Origin of the sequence: Parapusillimonas sp. JC17, from assembly GCF_052180245.1 — a bacterium.
In the GTDB taxonomy this organism is placed as follows: Bacteria; Pseudomonadota; Gammaproteobacteria; order Burkholderiales; family Burkholderiaceae_B; genus Parapusillimonas.
Genome location: NZ_CP197474.1, coordinates 1,531,342 through 1,548,292 on the forward strand (window position 1 = coordinate 1,531,342; position 16,951 = coordinate 1,548,292).

Here is a 16,951-nt window from a genome sequence, read left to right on the forward strand (position 1 = left end):
GGGCGTCATCCAACAATGTTGACCAGTTTTCCGGGAACGACGATGACGCGCTTGGGCGTACGGCCCTCCAGGAACCGTATCGTGGCTTCGTGCGTCACGGCCGTGGCTTCGATCTGTTCCTTGCCGGCGTCGTTGGCCACCTTGATCGAGCCGCGCAGCTTGCCGTTGACTTGCAGCATGAGCTCGATTTCGTCCGCGATGGTGGCGGCTTCGTCGACGATGGGCCAGGGGGCGTCGAGCAGGTCGCCATGCACCTGGTCGTAGCCCAGGTCTTGCCAGAGCTTCCAGGTGATGTGCGGTACGACCGGATACAGCACGCGCAGGAGGATGGACGTGGTTTCGGCCAATGCCCAGTTTGCCGCGGGCGTGTCCGGCAGACTGGCGTCTTCCAGCGCATTGAGCATCTTCATGCAGGTGGACACCACCGTGTTGTACTGGATGCGCTGATAGTCGTAGTCGGCTTGCTTGAGCAGCGTGTGGACTTCCAGGCGCAGGCCCTTGGCGGCGGCATCGGCTTCGCCCATGCCGGGATTGGCGCCGTGGCCTTTCTGGATGGCAGCGCGATGGCCGTGGCAGAATGCCCAGAGGCGCCGCAGGTAGCGGTTGGCGCCTTCCACTCCGGAGTCAGACCATTCGAGCGTCTGCTCCGGCGGGCTGGCGAACATGACGAAGAGGCGGGCCGTGTCCGCGCCCATGGAGTCGATGAGCGACTGCGGATCGACGCCGTTGTTCTTGGACTTGGACATGGTTCCGATGCCGCCATACTGCACCGGGCTGCCGTCTGAAATGCGCTTGGCACCGATGATGGCGCCCTTGGCGTCATAGATGTTCTCGACCTCTTCGGGCCAGAAATACTCGATGCCGCCGTTCTCGTTCTTGCGCGAGTAGATGTGGTTGAGCACCATGCCCTGGCAGAGCAGGCGGGTGAACGGCTCGCTGAACTTGACCAGGCCCAGGTCGCGCATGACGCGCGTCCAGAACCGCGCATACAGCAAGTGCAGGACGGCGTGCTCGATGCCGCCGATGTACTGGTCCATGGGCATCCAGTAATCGTTGCGCTCGTCGACCATGGCCTGGTCGTTGCCGGGCGAGGTATAGCGCATGAAATACCAGGACGAATCCACGAAGGTGTCCATGGTGTCGGTTTCGCGGCGCGCCGCGGCGCCGCACTTGGGGCAGGCGCAGGACAGGAACGCTTCATGCTTGGTCAGCGGGTTGCCGCTGCCGTCCGGGATGAGCTCTTCGGGCAGGACGACCGGCAGGTCTTTTTCCGGCACGGGCACGGGACCGCAATCGGGACAGTGAATGATGGGAATGGGCGTGCCCCAGTAGCGCTGGCGCGAGATGCCCCAGTCGCGCAGGCGCCAGGTGGTCTGTTTTTCGCCCAGGCCTTTTTCGTTCAGGTCGGCAGCGATGGCGTCGACGGCCTGCGCGTGCGTAAGCCCGTCGTACTTGCCGGAGTTCACGGTGCGGCCCTGTTGCTTGTCGCCGTACCAGTCCTGCCACGCTTCCGCGGAATAAGTCCTGCCCTCGACGGCGATCACGTCGCGTATCGGCAGGCCGTATTTCCTGGCGAAGGCGAAGTCGCGCTCGTCGTGCGCGGGAACGCCCATGACGGCGCCGTCGCCATAGCTCATGAGCACGTAGTTGCCAACCCAGACTTCGACCTGGCTTCCGGTGAGCGGGTGCGTGACGTGCAGGCCGGTGCGCATGCCTTCCTTTTCACGCGTCGCCATTTCGGCTTCGGTCGTGCCGCCCTGCTTGCAGGCTTCGATGAAGGCCGCGAGTTCGGGGTTGGATCTGGCCGCATGCGTTGCCAATGGGTGCTCAGGTGCGACCGCGCAGAAGGTGACGCCCATGATGGTGTCGGCGCGCGTCGTGAACACATGCATGCGGCCGTCCTGGATGAGCGAGCCGGAATCGTCTTGTATGGTGTGCGGGAAGGCGAAGCGCACGCCCTCGCTTTTGCCTATCCAGTTTTCCTGCATCAGGCGCACGCGCTCGGGCCAGCCGGGCAAGCCGTTCTTTACTTGCTCCAGCAGTTCTTCGGCATAGTCGGTGATGCGCAGGTAGTAGCCGGGGATCTCGCGCTTCTCGACCAGCGCGCCCGAGCGCCAGCCGCGCCCGTCTATGACCTGTTCGTTCGCAAGAACGGTCTGATCGACCGGATCCCAGTTGACGACTTGCGTCTTGCGGTAGGCAATGCCTTTTTCCAGCATCTTCAGGAACAGCCACTGGTTCCATTTGTAGTACTTGGGATCGCAGGCGCACATTTCGCGCGACCAGTCTATGGCCAGCCCCATCGCCTGCATCTGCTTCTTCATGTAGGCGATGTTGTCGTAGGTCCATTTGGCGGGCGGCACCTTGGACTTGATGGCCGCGTTCTCGGCCGGCATGCCGAATGCGTCCCAGCCCATGGGCATGAGGACGTTGTAGCCGCGCATGCGCAGCTGCCGCGTCATCATGTCGTTGATCGTATAGTTGCGGACATGGCCCATGTGCAGCTTGCCGCTGGGGTAGGGCAGCATGGAACACGCATAGAACTTGGGCTTCAGCGAGCCGTCGGCCGCTTTGGCGTCTTCGGTGACGCGGTAGGCATCGCGTGCCTGCCAGTTCTGATGAGAGACTTTTTCGACGTCGTTGGGGCTGTAGCGTTCCTGCATGGGATCCGGAGAATTCGTAAATGGTTGTGCAAACCTAGGATTATAGGATGCTTCGCAGTGCTTCCAGGCTCGCGGACGCGAAAAACGAAAGACCCCGCCGAGGCAGGGTCTTTCAGGAGACTGGGAAAGGAAGCCAGGACGGGAATCCGGCCGGGGTTGAGGACCGGATCGGGTTCGGGATACCAGGCCCAGGCAAGCCCTTATTTGAGCTTGGTTTCCTTGTAGTCGACGTGCTTGCGCGCAACGGGATCAAATTTCTTGATCAGCATTTTTTCGGGCATGTTGCGCTTGTTCTTGGTGGTCGTGTAGAAGTGACCGGTGCCGGCGGTGGACTCGAGCTTGATTTTCTCGCGGATACCTTTTGCCATGATGAGCTCCTTGGATTAGTTCGCGAACGGCTTAGGCCAGCTCGCCACGGGCGCGCAGGTCGGCCAGGACGGCATCGATGCCGACTTTGTCGATCGTGCGCAGGGCGCTGGTGGAAACGCGCAGGCGCACCCAGCGGTTTTCGCTTTCAACCCAGAAGCGGCGCGATTGCAAGTTAGGAAGGAAGCGACGCTTGGTTTTGTTGTTTGCGTGCGAAACATTGTTGCCCACCATCGGGCCTTTGCCGGTAACTTGGCATACGCGTGCCATGGTCATACCCCTTAAAAATATACTTTGAATGCTGTTTGAATGCCGGTTCCACCCTAAGTGCAAGGGGCCCAAAAGCATCCGTAAAGCCTGGTATTCTACTGTGAAACACCACTTTGGGTCAAGCAGGCCGGGCGGGCCGGGCGCATGAGAACCTGGCGAGAGGTTGAGGGGTCAGACCCTGTACAGGGTCTGGCCCCACCTCCGCCTTCCCGGGGTCAGACCCCGTACGGGGTCTGACCCCTCGCCCATGTAGTTAATGCGCTCCTGTCGCGCCGGCGCCGCCGCGCCGGCCGGTGGAAGGCCTGGTCACCCAGATCAGCGCGATCATCGCCAGGAACAATATGCCCGAGGCATAGAAGATGTCCAGTGCCGAAAGGGTGAAAGCCTGCTGGTTGATCAGGCGGTCGATCAACAGGGCTCCTTGCCCGGCATCCAGGCCTTTTTGCTGCAAGCCCGAGACCAGCGCATCGAAGGCCGGTTCGCCCGGCCGAGCGGCTTCGGCCAGATGCGCGTGATGCAGGCTCGCGCGGCTTTCCCACAACGTGGTGGTGATGGAGGTGCCGAAGGCGCCGAACACCAGGCGCACGAAGTTGGATAGGCCCGCCGCGGCGGGAATGCGCTGCGGATCCAGTCCGGACAAAGTGACCGTGGTGAGCGGGATGAAGAAGGTCGCCATGGCCGCTCCCTGGATGAAAGTCGGCAACATGATGGTGCCGATGTCGACGTCCGTGCTGAAATCGGCCCGCATGAAACTGATGAGGGAGAAGACCAGGAAGGCGAAAGTGGCGATGATGCGCGGATCATGCCGGGCCAGGAGCTTGCCGACGATGGGTGAAATGATGATGGCCAGGATGCCGACAGGCGCCGAGGCGATGCCTGCGTCGGTCGCGGTATAGCCCATGGTGTTCTGCATCCACAACGGAAGCAGCACGACGGTGCCGAAGAACACGCCGTATCCCACCGATATCGTGATCACGCCCGCGGTGAAGTTGCGGTACTTGAACAAGGCAAGATCGACCACCGGATGCTCGGCGGTCAGCTCCCAGATGATGAAGAACACGCAGGCGACGACGGCGACGACGGCCAGCAGAATGATCTCGCCGCTGGCGAACCAGTCGAGCTCTTTCCCCTTGTCGAGCATGAGCTGCAGTGCGCCCACCCACACCACCAGCAGCGCCAGGCCCATCTTGTCTATGGGCAGGCGGGACTTCACCGAGTCGCGTTCCTTGTAGATTTGCCAGGCGGCCCAGCCCGCCAGCAGGCCGACGGGCACGTTGATGTAGAAGATCCACGGCCAGGAATAGTTGTCCGATATCCAGCCGCCGAGCAAGGGTCCCGCCACCGGTCCGACGAGTATCGTCATGGACCACAGCGCCAGCGCCATGCCCGCCTTGTCCCTGGGGTAGGAGCCCAGCATCAGCGATTGCGATAGCGGAATCATCGGGCCGGCAACCGCGCCTTGCAGTATGCGCGAGGCCACCAGGGATTCCAGCGACCAGGAAAAACCGCAAAGCCAGGAGGTAAGGACGAAAAGCAGGACGGACGCCACGAACAGCCGGACCTGCCCGAAGCGCTGCGTCAGCCAGCCGGTAAGCGGCACCGTGATGGCGTTGGCCACCGCAAATGAGGTGATGACCCAGGTGCCTTGCGTAGCGCTCACGCCCAGGTCGCCCGCGATCGTCGGAATGGAGACGTTGGCAATGGATGAATCCAGCACATTCATGAACACCGCGGCAGACAGCGCGATCGTACCCATGGTGCGCGCCCTGCCTTGCAGGGGCGGGTGGGCGGCTGCCGCCGGGGGCGCGGGTTTCGCGGCGCTCTTTTCCTCGGCGGCCATGATCAGGACCCTGCGTTTTCTTTGGTGATCTTGGCGATCAGCGCCTCGGCCCGGCCGTCAACGGAGTCGTAAACGGCGGTGCTCAAGCCGCGAGGGCCGGCGATCCGCCGGGCGGCTTCCACGTCTTCCTTGGTCGGGTCGCGCAAGTCGACCTCCACTTGCATGGACAGGCCCACCCGCAAGGGATGCCGTGCCACTTCCTCGGGATCGAGCACGATGCGCACGGGCAGGCGCTGCACCACCTTGATCCAGTTGCCGCTGGCGTTCTGCGCCGGCAGCAGCGAGAAAACGGAGCCCGTGCCGGCGGCCAGGCCCTGCACGTAGCCGTGATAGCTCAGGTCGCCGCCATAGATGTCGGCCGTCAGCGTGGCTTTCTGGCCCGGCTTCATGCGCTGCAGCTGGCTTTCCTTGAAATTGGCTTCCACCCACAGCTGGTCGAGCGGCACGATGGTCATCAAGGGAGTGCCGGGGGCGACATGCTGGCCTACCTGCGCCGACCGCTGCGCAATCATGCCGCTCACCGGTGCGGGAATATGCGTGCGCGAACTGGCGAGCAGCGCTTCGCGGAGCTTGTCCGCGGCAAGCTGGACATCCGGATGCTCTTCGACCGGCATGTCCGCGGTGAGCGCGAGGTTGGTGTCCAGCCTGGCCTTGGCAACAGCCAACGCGGCCTGTGCCTGGGCCAGTCCGGATTCGGCCGCCTCGACGGCCGTCCGCGCGTGCAGGATTTCCTCTCCGCTCACGCCTCCCGATCGAGACAGGGCCTCGCGGCGCTTCAGGTCGCTGCGCGCCTTGGAGAGATCGGCCTGGGCTCGTTCGATGTCCGCCTTGCGTACGTCTATTTCGGCCTTCAGCGCATCGTTCTGCACGAAGATGGCGCGAGTCTGTCGCAGCGTCTGGGCGAATCCCGCCTGAGCCTTGCGCAACGCGAGGTCGGTGTCGCTGGCGTCCAGCCTGATCAGGGCTTCTCCGCGCTCCACCCGATCGGTGTCGTCGGCCGCGATGGCCACCACGGTGCCGGGTATTTGCGAGACGACCTGCACCAGATTGCCTTTCACATAGGCATTGTCTGTGCCTTCGAAGTGCGAGGCATAGATCGTCCACCAGACGGCATAGGCGATGCCGATGGCCCCAAAAGCCAGGGCGGCGATGAGCAACAGCGTCTTGCGTCGGTATGCCGGTTTCTTTTCAGTACTCATGGAGACTTCTTCAGTTGTTCGTGGAATTCAGGTAGCCGCCGCCCAGCGCAGTGGCCAATTGGGCATCGAGCGCGTAGGCGCGCGCACGCAGGTCGGCGTCGAGTATGGCCTGCTTCTGGACCTCGTTCTGGGCCAGCAGCACCTGTATGAAATTGCCCAGGCCGGACTTGTATCGATCGACGGCGATCTGGTAGGCCGAAGCGATGGCATCCAGGCTCTCTGCCTGGTCTGCCGCTTGCTGCTCCAGTGCATGGATGGATGCCACCGAGTCGGCCACTTCCCGGACGGCGGTCAGCAGCGTCTGGTTGTAATCGGCAACGGCCAGGTCGCGCTCGGCGCGGCGCGCGTCCAGTTGGGCATTCAGGGCCCCGCCATGAAAAACGGGAAGCGAGATCGCGGGGCCTGCGCCATAGGTCTTGCTGGAGCCTTCCAGCAGGTTGCCCAGTCCCAAGGACATGAGGCCCACGAAGGCGGTGAGATTCACATTCGGAAAGAACTCGGCTTTGGCCGCCGATACCTGGCCCGCGGCGGCTTGCGCGCGTTCGCGGGCTGCGATGATGTCGGGCCTGCGCGCGAGCAGGTCGAGAGGCAGCGTTGCCGGCACGTCGGGCGGCATGCCCTCCAGCTTCACATGGCCGATCTGCGCGCCGCGTCCTGGGCCTTCGCCCGCCAAAGCGGAAAGCTGGTTGCGCAGCAGCTTGGCATTGACAGCCGCCTGGCTCAGTTGCACGCGCGCCGACGATACCGACGAGTCGGCCTGCTTGGCCTCGATCTGCGTATCCAGGCCGGCGCGCACGCGTTCGCGGGTAATGTCCAGGACGTTCTGCTGCTGCCGTACCATGTCTTCGAGTACGGTCTGTTGCGCGAGCGCGCCCTGCAGCTTGTAGTAGCTTTGCACCACCGCGCCGACCAATGCGTTGCGGGCCATGTGCAGATCCGCTCGCGCGGCTTCGCGTTCCGACAGCGCTGCCGCGAAACGGGCCCGGTTGCGTCCCCAAAGATCCAGGTCCAGGCCGATGTTCAGGCGCAAGTCCGCCTCGGTGAGCATGGAGCCGCCATAAGGAGCAGGGTAGATGTAGTTTGCGGAAAAGCGTTCGCGCGTGATGTTGGAGGATGCGTCTGCGCGAGGCAACTGCACGGCGCGTGCGCCGCTTACGGCCGCATCGGCCCTGTCCAACCTGGCTCGCGCGGCGTCCATGGACGGGTTGCCGGCCAGCGCTTGGTCGATCAGGGCATTCAGTTGGCTGTCGCCGTACCGGGTCCACCACTGGCTGGAGGGCCAGGCAATGGCACTGTCCTGCAAGCCCAGCCGGGCCGCGTCGAACCGAGCCACAGAGGGGGGGCCGGGGTCCATGGCTGCGCAACCCGCCAGTGCGGCGGTAAACAATAAGGGAATCGCTGCTTTCATGCTTTTTACGAGAATGGAGAGGCTGTTCGCTTGCTGACAGAAAGCTGAATATATCTGCCTAGTACGTAATTGCCTAGGCAATTATTATAGAGAAATAAGCATCATGCGAGCAAGCGCGGCGTAGTGTTCGTGTGTCAGTGGCGATGACGCGGCGCTTTATTCCACCGGCTCTTCGCCATTGGCCAGCATGCGGTCGATCATGCTGATGAAAAGCTCGACTTCGTCTTTGCTGAAACCGCGCAAATGCGTATTGAGCGTGGCCGCCACGGCGGGAAGTATCTGCTCGGCCACTTCATTGCCGGCCTTCGTCAGTTCGACACGCACGCTGCGGCGGTCGTCGGAGCAGCGCTGCCGTGAAATGAACTGCTTGGCTTCGAGCCGGTCGAGCGCGCGCGTCATGGCGCCCGTGTCGATATTGCTGTGTCGCGACAACTCGGCCGGGGTGTTCACATTGCGGTAGCGGATGAGGACCAGCGGCCGCCATTGCATGGCGGTCAGTCCCAAGGGTGCCATGTGCAGTTCCATCATGCGATTGAAGGAGGACTGCAGTTGCTTGACGAGATAGCCTATGTTGACGTCCGGCCCCAGCGATTCCGCCGTGTCGCGGTAGTAGCCGGCGGATTGCCTGCCGGGCACGGACTTGCGGCGCGTAGCGCCACGCTGGACGGAGGAGGGAGGATCGGATTTGCTCATGGGGCAATTCTAGCGCCCAGGTAGCTGCTTAGGCAATTACTGCAGGGGCAAGGGGGTCAGACCCCGTACGGGGTCTGACCCCAAACACACAGGAACAGAGGGGTCAGACCCTACGGCATCGAGCATGGGGTCAGACCCTACGGGTCTGACCCCTCAGGGTTCCCGCCTAGAAACCCACCGTCAGATGCGCCCAATAGCGACGCCCGTCGTACACGGCCTCGAAGGCTTCGTCGGTGACGCGCTTGTTGAAGACGTTGTACACGCCGACGCCGAAGTTGACGTTCTTGTTGAGCTTGTAGTTCACGCCCATGTCGACGAAGGTGAAGGACGGCGTGCCGGTGGCCATCGAGGTGCGGCTCAGGTAGTCCGACGTCTTTCCACGGAAGTTGACGCGCGACCACAGGCCGAGCTTCTCGTTGGCATCCCAGTCGAAGGTGGCATTGAACATGTGCTTGGGCATCTTGTTCAAGGGGCGGCCTTCGAATTCGCCGCTCTTCTGCTTGGAGTGCGTGTAAGTGTAGTTGGCCGACAAGCGCATGTCGTCGCGTATGGACCAGGTGGTGGTCGCCTCGATGCCGCGGATGTTCGCACGGTCGACGTTCACTCGGTCACTGATGAACTTGTAGCCCTGGTCGCCCGGAAACACATGGCAGGTGGGCAGGCCGTCGGGATCAGTGCACCGGCGCGTCTCGGAAATCTTGTCCTTGAAGTCGGTATTGAAGAAGGTCAGGCTGCTGGTCCATCCCTGGCGGTCGTCCCATACGATGCCGAATTCCTGGCTGATGCTTTTTTCCGGCTTGAGATTGGGATTGCCCACGATGATCGCCGGCACGCCGCCGCCACCGCCCGTGATCTGGCCCCAGTCGGCAACGGCCTGGCGCAGCGAAGGCGCCCTGAAGCCGGTGGATATGCCGCCCTTGAAGCTGAGGTTTTCGGTGGTGTGCCAGACACCGTACAGGCGGGGTGTCCAATGCGTGCCGTAGTTTTCGTCGCGCGTCATGCGTACGCCGGTCGTGAGAGCGAAATCTTCGGTGATGGCCCATTCGTCTTCGGCGAACAGGGCCCACTGGTAGCGGTCCAGTTGGCTGACGGTGGGATCGTACTGGTTGCCCTGGTCGTTCAGGCTTTCCTTCTGGTAATGGAAGCCTCCGCTGACCATGTGATTGCCCAGCGGCAGGTTCCACTGCGTATTGAACTCCGTGTTCTTCAAGTTCATCAGGCGCGAGGGATTGTCGGTTTCTTCGCGCTGCACATAGGTATTGGAAGTGGCTTTGCCCCAGCGTCCGATATGGGTCAGCGAATAGACGTTCTTGTCGTACTTGGTGCTGGACGGGCTATTGGGCCTGCCCCGCGCGTCGAGCGCGGCCATCGATTTTCCGGGCGTCGAGACTCTTTCCTGCAGTGTGCGGGAGAATTCGGCGATCAGGTCGTGATCCTTGTTGGGCGTGAAGGAAAGCTTCACCGTTCCCGAGGTCGCGTCCTGTTTGTTGAAGCCGTTCAGGATTTCGTCTTCCCGGCGTTGCGCTTTCTGCCCGTAGACCTGCAAGCCCAGCTTGTCGTCGACCAAGGGGCCCGCCAGGTAGAAGTTGCTTTGATAGATGTTCCCCGAATCGGAGTCCTGTTGAAATGTCGCTTCGTTGCGCAGGCTGCCCGTCCAGGCGTGCGGCACCTTGCGCGTGATGATGTTCACCACGCCGCCCATTGCGTCCGAGCCGTACAGCGACGACATCGGGCCGCGAATGACTTCGATGCGCTCGATGGCCTGCATCGGCGGCAGCCAGCCTTGCTCGATGCCCGGGCCGTCGCTGTTGGGGCGGGTTTCGCGCGAATTCTGGCGCCGGCCGTCGATCAGGATCATCGTGTAAGAGGGGGCCATGCCGCGTACGCTGATGTCACTCGAGCTGCCTCCGCCGGTAATGACCACGCCAGGCACGTCCTTCAAGGCGTCGGTCACGTCCTTGAAGGCCTTTTTTTCGAGTTCGGCGCGCGGGATCACGGTGATCGAGGCGGGTGCGTCTTCGACCATCTGCTCGAAGCCGGTGGCCGTCACCACCACGTTGTCCAGCCGCGAGACCGGTGCGCCGGCGTCCTGGCCCATGGCCGTGGAAGAAAACGAAAGCAGGGAAATGGAACAAAGAGTTTGAACAGCGGCGGCCAAGGGTTTGGGCCGGAAAGCAACAGCAACAGCGGACAACATGCAACCCCTCTCTTTTACTGGGTATTATTGAAAGTAAGAATTATTCTTATTGTCGGACGCAGTTGTCAACGCACGTGTTGTATATGAGCCTCACATTTGCTTTATTTCAAACTTGGGGGGCCTTGAGCGCGGCGCGTCCGAACAGCCAGGACAGGAAGGCGCAAAAGGTCAGGATGCCGGTCAGGGGCAGCGCGGTGTCCGACTGCCAGGCGCTGACCCCGAGTCCAGCGGCCGCGCCGCAGAGCATCTGCAGTGTGCCCATCATGGCCGAGGCCACGCCCAGGCGGTGCCCTTGTTCGCGCAGCGCCAGGGCCGCGGCATTGGGATTGACGAATCCCTGACCCGCCATGAAGCACAACAAAGCGGCCATCAGCCAGGGCGAAGTAAGAATCCCGGCCAGCGTCATGACGAAACCCGCCAGGGAGACAGCCAGCAGGCCGGCTTGCGCAAACTTGAGCAGGGTCTCCGGTACATGGCGGTTAAGCAGCCGGGCACTGATCTGCGACGTGGCGATCAGGGCGGCGGCGTTGACGCCGAACAACAAGCCGAAGTACTGCGGATGTACATCGAAGACATTGATGAAGACGCGTGGCGAACCCGAGATGTAGGCGAACATGCCGGCCGAGCCGAAGCCGCCGGCAAGCGTATAGCACATGAAGCGTTTATGCGCGAGCAAACCGCGATAGTTGCGTCCGATATTGGCGAAGCTCAGTGGTATGGCTTTTTCGGCCGGAAGCGTTTCGCGCATGCCGATGATGACGCTGATGAACAGCAGTGTGCTGCACAGTGCCATGATGGCGAAGATATGCCGCCAACTGCCAAAGGCAAGGACTTGCGCGCCCAGAATGGGTGCCAGAATGGGCGTCACGCCCATTACCAGCATCAGGACCGAAAGCGCCTTGGACGCGTCGCGCGTGTCGAAGTTGTCCCGAATCACCGCGCGCGGTATGACCATGCTGGCCGCTCCGCCGAACGCTTGCGCCACGCGCCACATATTCAGCTGTTCGATGTTGTCGGTCAGACTGCATCCGATCGAAGCGACGGTGAATACGACAAGGCCGAGCAGCAGCGGTTTTTTCCTGCCGTAGCGGTCGGCGAACGGGCCATAGAAAACCTGGGCGGCGGCCAGGCCCAGCAGGTAGCTGGGCAGGGTGCGCTCCACCATGCCCTGGCTGGCGCCCAGGCTTAGAACCATGTCCGGGAACGCGGGCAGGTACATGTCGATGGCCAGGGGGCCGAGTGCGGTCAGCAGCCCCATCAGGATGAGCCAGGATGGAATGGTGGTGAGATGACTAGGTGGAGGATGCATGCAGCGGGGAGCGGGGCCGGCGGCGCGCCATGGCTTGCCGAATTGATGTTTATGCGGTATTTGTGATGATCTTAGCACGCTCGAATACGGTATCTTTATTGTTCTTCATTTCAATATAGGGAGTCGGCATTGAGTTCTGTCTTATCCGTTGTTGAAACCAAGTTGGCGTCTTTGCCTTTGCCTGTGCAGTTGGTCATGCCCGATGGGCAGACCGTAGGCGAGCCGGACGCCGCCGTCCGGCTGGTGATCAAGGATCGCTCCACATTGGCCCATCTGGCGGCCGGACACGTGGGCGGGCTGGGCGAAGACTATGTCGAAGGCAAGTTCGATGTGGAAGGCTCCATGCGTGACCTGATGCGCCTGGCCGCGGCGATCCTGCCCGGTTCCCCGATCGATGCCGCTCGGATCGGGCGGCTGACCGAACTGATACGCCGGCTGGTATCCGTATGGCGGCACTCCATCGAGCGGGACGCGCGCCAGATTCAGTTCCACTACGATCTGTCCGACGATTTCTACGCCTTGTGGCTGGACCCTCGCCGCGTTTATTCCTGCGCTTATTTCCGCCGCCCCGACATGACGGTCGCCGAAGCACAGGAAGCCAAGCTGGATCACATCTGCCGCAAGCTGGACCTCAAGGCGGGCGAACGCTTCCTGGATGTGGGCGCCGGCTGGGGCGGCCTGCTGTTGTGGGCGGCCGAGAACTACGGCGTCGATGCAACCGGCATCACGCTGTCGCGCAACCAGCATGCTCACGTCAACCGGCTCATCCAAGAGAAAGGGCTTCAGAATCGCGTGCGCATGGAACTCCTGGACTATCGCAAGCTCGATGAAACCGCTCCGTACGACAAGATCGCTTCAGTGGGCATGTTCGAGCATGTCGGCAGAGCCCAGCTCGAGGCCTATTTTTCGAAATTGCGCCGCTTGCTGCGTCCGGGCGGGCTCATCCTGAACCACGGAATCACGGCGGGTGGTGTCGACAACGCGGAACTGGGCGCGGGAATGGGCGAATTCATCGAGAAATACATCTTCCCCGGCGGTGAACTCACGCATATCAGCCACGTGCTCGAACACATGGCGGAAGGCGGCCTCGAAGACCTCGACATCGAGAACTTGCGCCCTCACTATGCCCGCACCCTATGGGCATGGAGCGACGCCCTGGAAGCCCGGCTGCCCGAAGCGCGCCAGACATTGCAGGGCGAACAGGGCGAACGCTCGCTGCGCGCCTACCGTATGTACCTGGCCGGCTGCGCCATGGGTTTCGAGCATGGCTGGATCGCCCTGCACCAAGTGCTGGCGCAGCCTAGGCCCGGCGGTAGAAGCGACGAACTCGATTTTCCGGAAAGGCAGGCCTACCCCTGGCGCCGCGACTATATTTATAAGTAGGGGTCAGACCCCATTCGGGCAGGGGGTCAGACCCTATTCGGGGTCTGACCCCTTGTTTATGCCGCCGGGGTCAGACCCCGCATGGGGTCTGACCCCTGAGACCCCAGGGTTTACATTTTCTCGTATCTGCACGTAAAATGCCGCAAACTTTACGTTTTGGCCGTTTCGGCATTTTTATTCAATCTGGCGTATGGCGGGTCTTTTTCAAGGCTCCATAAGCTGTCAACGAGTACCCCGTACTCATCACGCTAGTGTCGGTATGTATCGGCGGTAAACCGTCTTCCGCACACCCCCTTAGCCATGGCGTATCACGCGGTTTTCGATGCGTCCACGTAACTTAAGGAGGCAATCTTGTCTTTAACCACAACCCCTTCACTTCGCGCGTCCGTATTCGGCGCTGCGTCCTTCAAGCGGCTCGCCCTGGCCTTGGCCGCGGCGGCGGCCTTCACCGGCCTGCCCGGTATCGCTTCCACGGCGCAGGCCGCCTCGAATCTGCAATGTGAAATCGACCGTCCGGTCCGGTTTGGCGGCATGAACTGGGAATCCAATCTCGTGCTGGTCGAAGTCGAACGCTTCATCGCCGAAAAGGGCTACGGCTGCAAGTCGGAGGTGCTGCCGGTCGAAACCCTGCCCGCCCTTGCGGCGCTCGAACGCGGCGATCTCGACGTCAACACTGAAATCTGGCTCAACAGCGTCGCCGAGCCCTGGGCCAAGGCCGAGGCGACAGGCAAGGTGAAGCGCATCGGCGACATCTATATGGGGGGCGAGGCCTGGTTCATCCCGCGCTATACCGCTGAGCGCCTGCCCGAACTCAAGAGCGCCGCCGATCTTCCCAAGTTCAAGGACGCGTTCAAGGATCCGGAAGAGCCTTCGAAAGGCCGCTTTTATGGCTGCCCGGCGGGCTGGGGCTGCGAGGTGGTCAGCGGCAATCTTTTCAACGCCCTGGGGCTGGACGACACGTTCACGTTGTTTTCACCCGGAACCGGCGCCACCCAGAAAGCCGCGTTGACCGCCGCCTACCAGCGCAAGGAAAACGTGGTGTTCTATTACTGGTTCCCCACGCCCCTGGTCGGTTCGATGGACTTGGTCAAGCTGGACTTGCCCGCCTATGACCAGAAGAAGCACGCTTGCCTGACCGATCCCAATTGCTCGAATCCCGAGCCCAGCGCCTATCCAGAAAATCCCGTGTTTACCGCAGTCAGCACGCAATTCACCCAGGATGCGCCCAAGCTCACCGGCTTCCTGGCGAAGGTGGCCGTGCCATTGCCCGTCATGGACCAGGCCATGGCCTACATGGAAGAGAACGAGGCCGAGCCGGCCGACGTGGCCCAATGGTTCTTGAAGAATCAGGCCGAGACCTGGACGTCCTGGCTGCCGGCGGACGTCGCCGAGCGCGTAAAGGCTGCTCTTTAGCATTCGTGGAAAGTTTCTTCCATTGTGGAAGACGGCCTCTGCACGAGGCCGCCGCTTTCCCTGGATGGCGGACGATCGGTCCGCCATTGCAACGAGTTCTACGGAGTATTCTTTATGTTTCCAGAGTTCATAGCGCCACGAGCGCTGCGCGCGCCCATCGATGAGTTTGTCGGGGGTATTGTCGCCGACTATTCGGATCTTCTGCGCGCCCTGACTCAGCCTCTGCTGGATGTTCTGGTCTGGATGGACCAGTTGCTCAGGCAGTCCCCTTGGTGGCTTGTCGTGTCCGCAGTGGTTCTGCTGGCCTGGCTTGCCAGCCGCCGCATCGGCTTTTCAGCCCTCATCGGCGTTTTGCTGTGCTCCATCGGCTTCATCGGCTTATGGGACGCCGCCATGCAGACTTTGTCCCTCATGATCGTGGCGGTGGCCATTTCCGTCGCGATAGGCATACCGATGGGAATCTTGATGGCCAGCTTCAAATGGCTGCGCTCCATCATGCTGCCCGTGCTCGACGTCATGCAGACGATGCCCAGCTTCGTCTACTTGATCCCCGTGGTCATGCTGTTCAATCTGGGCAAGGTGGCCGCCATCATCGCCACCATCATTTATGCGGTACCGCCGGTCATACGCCTGACGGACCTGGGCATAAGGCTGGTCGACAGCGAAGTGCTGGAGGCCTCGCGCGCCTTTGGCGCCAACCGCGTCAAGCAATTGTTCGGCGTGCAACTGCCGCTGGCCATGCCGAACATCATGGCCGGTATCAACCAGACCACCATGATGGCGCTGGCCATGGTGGTCATCGCATCCATGATAGGGGTCAGGGGCCTGGGCTACGAGGTCCTGCAGGGCATCAACCGGCTGCAGGTGGGCCGCGGCGTGCTGGCCGGACTGGGCATCGTCATCATTGCCATCATTTTCGACCGGATCACCCAGGAGTTCGGCCGTCGCCAACAAACGAGGAGCGCGGGATGAGCAAAATAGAAGTCAAGAACGTCTACAAGATATTCGGTTCGCGGCCGGACCGCTGGCTGGAGGCGGCGCGGCAAGGCATGGGCAAGGACGAACTGCTTGCGGCGAGCGGCCACGTCCTGGGCCTTAGCGACATCAGCCTGAGCATCGAAGAAGGCAGCATATACGTGATCATGGGGCTGTCGGGTTCGGGCAAGTCGACGCTCATTCGCCATTTCAATCGCTTGATCGAACCCAGCGCGGGAAGCATTCTGGTCGACGGCGTGGATGTCATGAGCTTTGGCAGGTCCGAGCTCGAGCAGTTCCGGCAAAAGAAGATGAGCATGGTTTTCCAGCGCTTTGGCCTCTTTCCGCATCGAACGGTGATCGAGAACGCGGCCTATGGCCTGAGGGTGCAGGGACTGGGCCGTCACGAGCGCCGTCAGCGCGCCCAGCACTGGCTCGAGCAGGTAGGCCTGTCGGGCTTCGAGGACCGATACCCCCATGAGCTGTCCGGCGGCATGCAGCAGCGCGTCGGCCTTGCCCGAGCCCTGGCCACCGATGCCGAAATCCTGCTCATGGATGAAGCTTTCTCGGCGCTGGATCCCCTGATACGCCGCGAGATGCAGGACCAGCTGCTGACGCTGCAGGCGAAGCTGAACAAGACCATTGTCTTCATCACGCACGATCTGGACGAGGCCCTGCGCCTGGGCAACAGGATCGCCATCTTGAAGGACGGCCTGCTGGTTCAGGAAGGAACGCCGGAAGACATCCTGCTGGCTCCGGCCAATGACTACGTGCAGTCCTTCCTGCAGGATGTGAACCGCAGCAAGGTCCTGAATGCGACCCACGCCTGCAATACGCCGTCCCTGACACTGACGATGCGCAGCCGCCCGGCCCACGCGGTCGAACGCATGGCGGGGATGGCGTACGACTACACGCCGGTTCTGGACGGCAAGCGCCTCGCGGGCATACTCACCCGCAAAGCGGCCGAGCAGGCCTTGCGCGACGGCGCCCGGGACATCGCCATCTATGCCGAAGGCGTAGCCTCCGTGCCGGCCGACGCCGGGCTGGACGAAGTCCTGGGCCGGATGTTGCGAAGCACGGAGCCTCTTGCCGTGACGGGCGAGGACAACGAGTTCCTTGGCATGCTGTCGCGCCGCAAGGTGGTGGAGCTCGTCACCCCCGCGATCGAAGGCCGCGAAGAGGGGGCCGGCGCCGAGGAAAGCGAGTCCGCGAGCCTGGATGCCGCCTAGGAGGGG

At 62.2% G+C, this 16,951-nt stretch carries 13 protein-coding genes; 4 read left to right on the plus strand and 9 right to left on the minus strand.

The window, feature by feature from the left end:
* Nucleotides 1-5: 5 nt before the first annotated feature.
* The 9 genes from leuS to ACSBPU_RS07425 form a co-directional block, all read right to left on the minus strand.
* Nucleotides 6-2,663 (minus strand): leucine--tRNA ligase, encoded by a 2,658-nt coding sequence (gene leuS, locus ACSBPU_RS07385; protein WP_442596847.1) that lies wholly within the window; start codon nucleotides 2,661-2,663, stop codon nucleotides 6-8.
* A gap of 200 nt (nucleotides 2,664-2,863) precedes the next feature.
* Entirely contained in the window at nucleotides 2,864-3,031 is a 168-nt protein-coding gene (rpmG, locus tag ACSBPU_RS07390; protein ID WP_003810296.1) for a 50S ribosomal protein L33, read from the minus strand.
* 31 nt (nucleotides 3,032-3,062) lie between these two features.
* Complete coding sequence (gene rpmB / locus ACSBPU_RS07395) at nucleotides 3,063-3,299, minus strand: 50S ribosomal protein L28 (RefSeq protein ID WP_180067524.1); 237 nt, start codon at nucleotides 3,297-3,299, stop codon at nucleotides 3,063-3,065.
* A gap of 253 nt (nucleotides 3,300-3,552) precedes the next feature.
* On the minus strand, nucleotides 3,553-5,139 hold the full coding sequence (locus ACSBPU_RS07400; RefSeq protein ID WP_442596849.1) for a DHA2 family efflux MFS transporter permease subunit: 1,587 nt from the start codon (nucleotides 5,137-5,139) through the stop codon (nucleotides 3,553-3,555).
* A gap of 2 nt (nucleotides 5,140-5,141) precedes the next feature.
* Nucleotides 5,142-6,338, minus strand: coding sequence for an efflux RND transporter periplasmic adaptor subunit (locus ACSBPU_RS07405; protein WP_442596851.1), 1,197 nt, complete (start codon nucleotides 6,336-6,338; stop codon nucleotides 5,142-5,144).
* A gap of 10 nt (nucleotides 6,339-6,348) precedes the next feature.
* Nucleotides 6,349-7,746, minus strand: a complete 1,398-nt coding sequence (locus ACSBPU_RS07410; protein ID WP_442596853.1) for an efflux transporter outer membrane subunit — start codon at nucleotides 7,744-7,746, stop codon at nucleotides 6,349-6,351.
* A 156-nt stretch (nucleotides 7,747-7,902) separates the two neighbouring features.
* Nucleotides 7,903-8,439: a MarR family winged helix-turn-helix transcriptional regulator gene (locus ACSBPU_RS07415; protein WP_442596855.1), complete on the minus strand. Its 537-nt coding sequence runs from the start codon at nucleotides 8,437-8,439 to the stop codon at nucleotides 7,903-7,905.
* A gap of 166 nt (nucleotides 8,440-8,605) precedes the next feature.
* Complete coding sequence (locus ACSBPU_RS07420; RefSeq protein ID WP_442596857.1) at nucleotides 8,606-10,636, minus strand: ligand-gated channel protein; 2,031 nt, start codon at nucleotides 10,634-10,636, stop codon at nucleotides 8,606-8,608.
* 106 nt (nucleotides 10,637-10,742) lie between these two features.
* Nucleotides 10,743-11,945, minus strand: a complete 1,203-nt coding sequence (locus tag ACSBPU_RS07425; protein WP_442596859.1) for a multidrug effflux MFS transporter — start codon at nucleotides 11,943-11,945, stop codon at nucleotides 10,743-10,745.
* 129 nt (nucleotides 11,946-12,074) lie between these two features.
* Here ACSBPU_RS07425 and ACSBPU_RS07430 point away from each other — a divergent pair, with 129 nt between their 5' ends.
* The 4 genes from ACSBPU_RS07430 (at nucleotide 12,075) to ACSBPU_RS07445 (ending at nucleotide 16,945) form a co-directional block, all read left to right on the plus strand.
* Nucleotides 12,075-13,328, plus strand: coding sequence for a class I SAM-dependent methyltransferase (locus tag ACSBPU_RS07430; protein ID WP_442596861.1), 1,254 nt, complete (start codon nucleotides 12,075-12,077; stop codon nucleotides 13,326-13,328).
* Nucleotides 13,329-13,748: 420 nt separating this feature from the next.
* A complete protein-coding gene (locus ACSBPU_RS07435; RefSeq protein WP_442598267.1) occupies nucleotides 13,749-14,741 on the plus strand; it encodes an ABC transporter substrate-binding protein in 993 nt (330 codons plus the stop codon).
* A 114-nt stretch (nucleotides 14,742-14,855) separates the two neighbouring features.
* The gene (locus tag ACSBPU_RS07440; RefSeq protein ID WP_442596863.1) at nucleotides 14,856-15,713 is read left to right on the plus strand and encodes an ABC transporter permease; all 858 of its coding nucleotides are present in this window, start codon (nucleotides 14,856-14,858) and stop codon (nucleotides 15,711-15,713) included.
* Nucleotides 15,710-16,945, plus strand: a complete 1,236-nt coding sequence (locus tag ACSBPU_RS07445; protein WP_442596865.1) for a quaternary amine ABC transporter ATP-binding protein — start codon at nucleotides 15,710-15,712, stop codon at nucleotides 16,943-16,945. Before ACSBPU_RS07440 ends, ACSBPU_RS07445 begins: the two co-directional genes overlap by 4 nt.
* Nucleotides 16,946-16,951 lie beyond the last annotated feature (6 nt).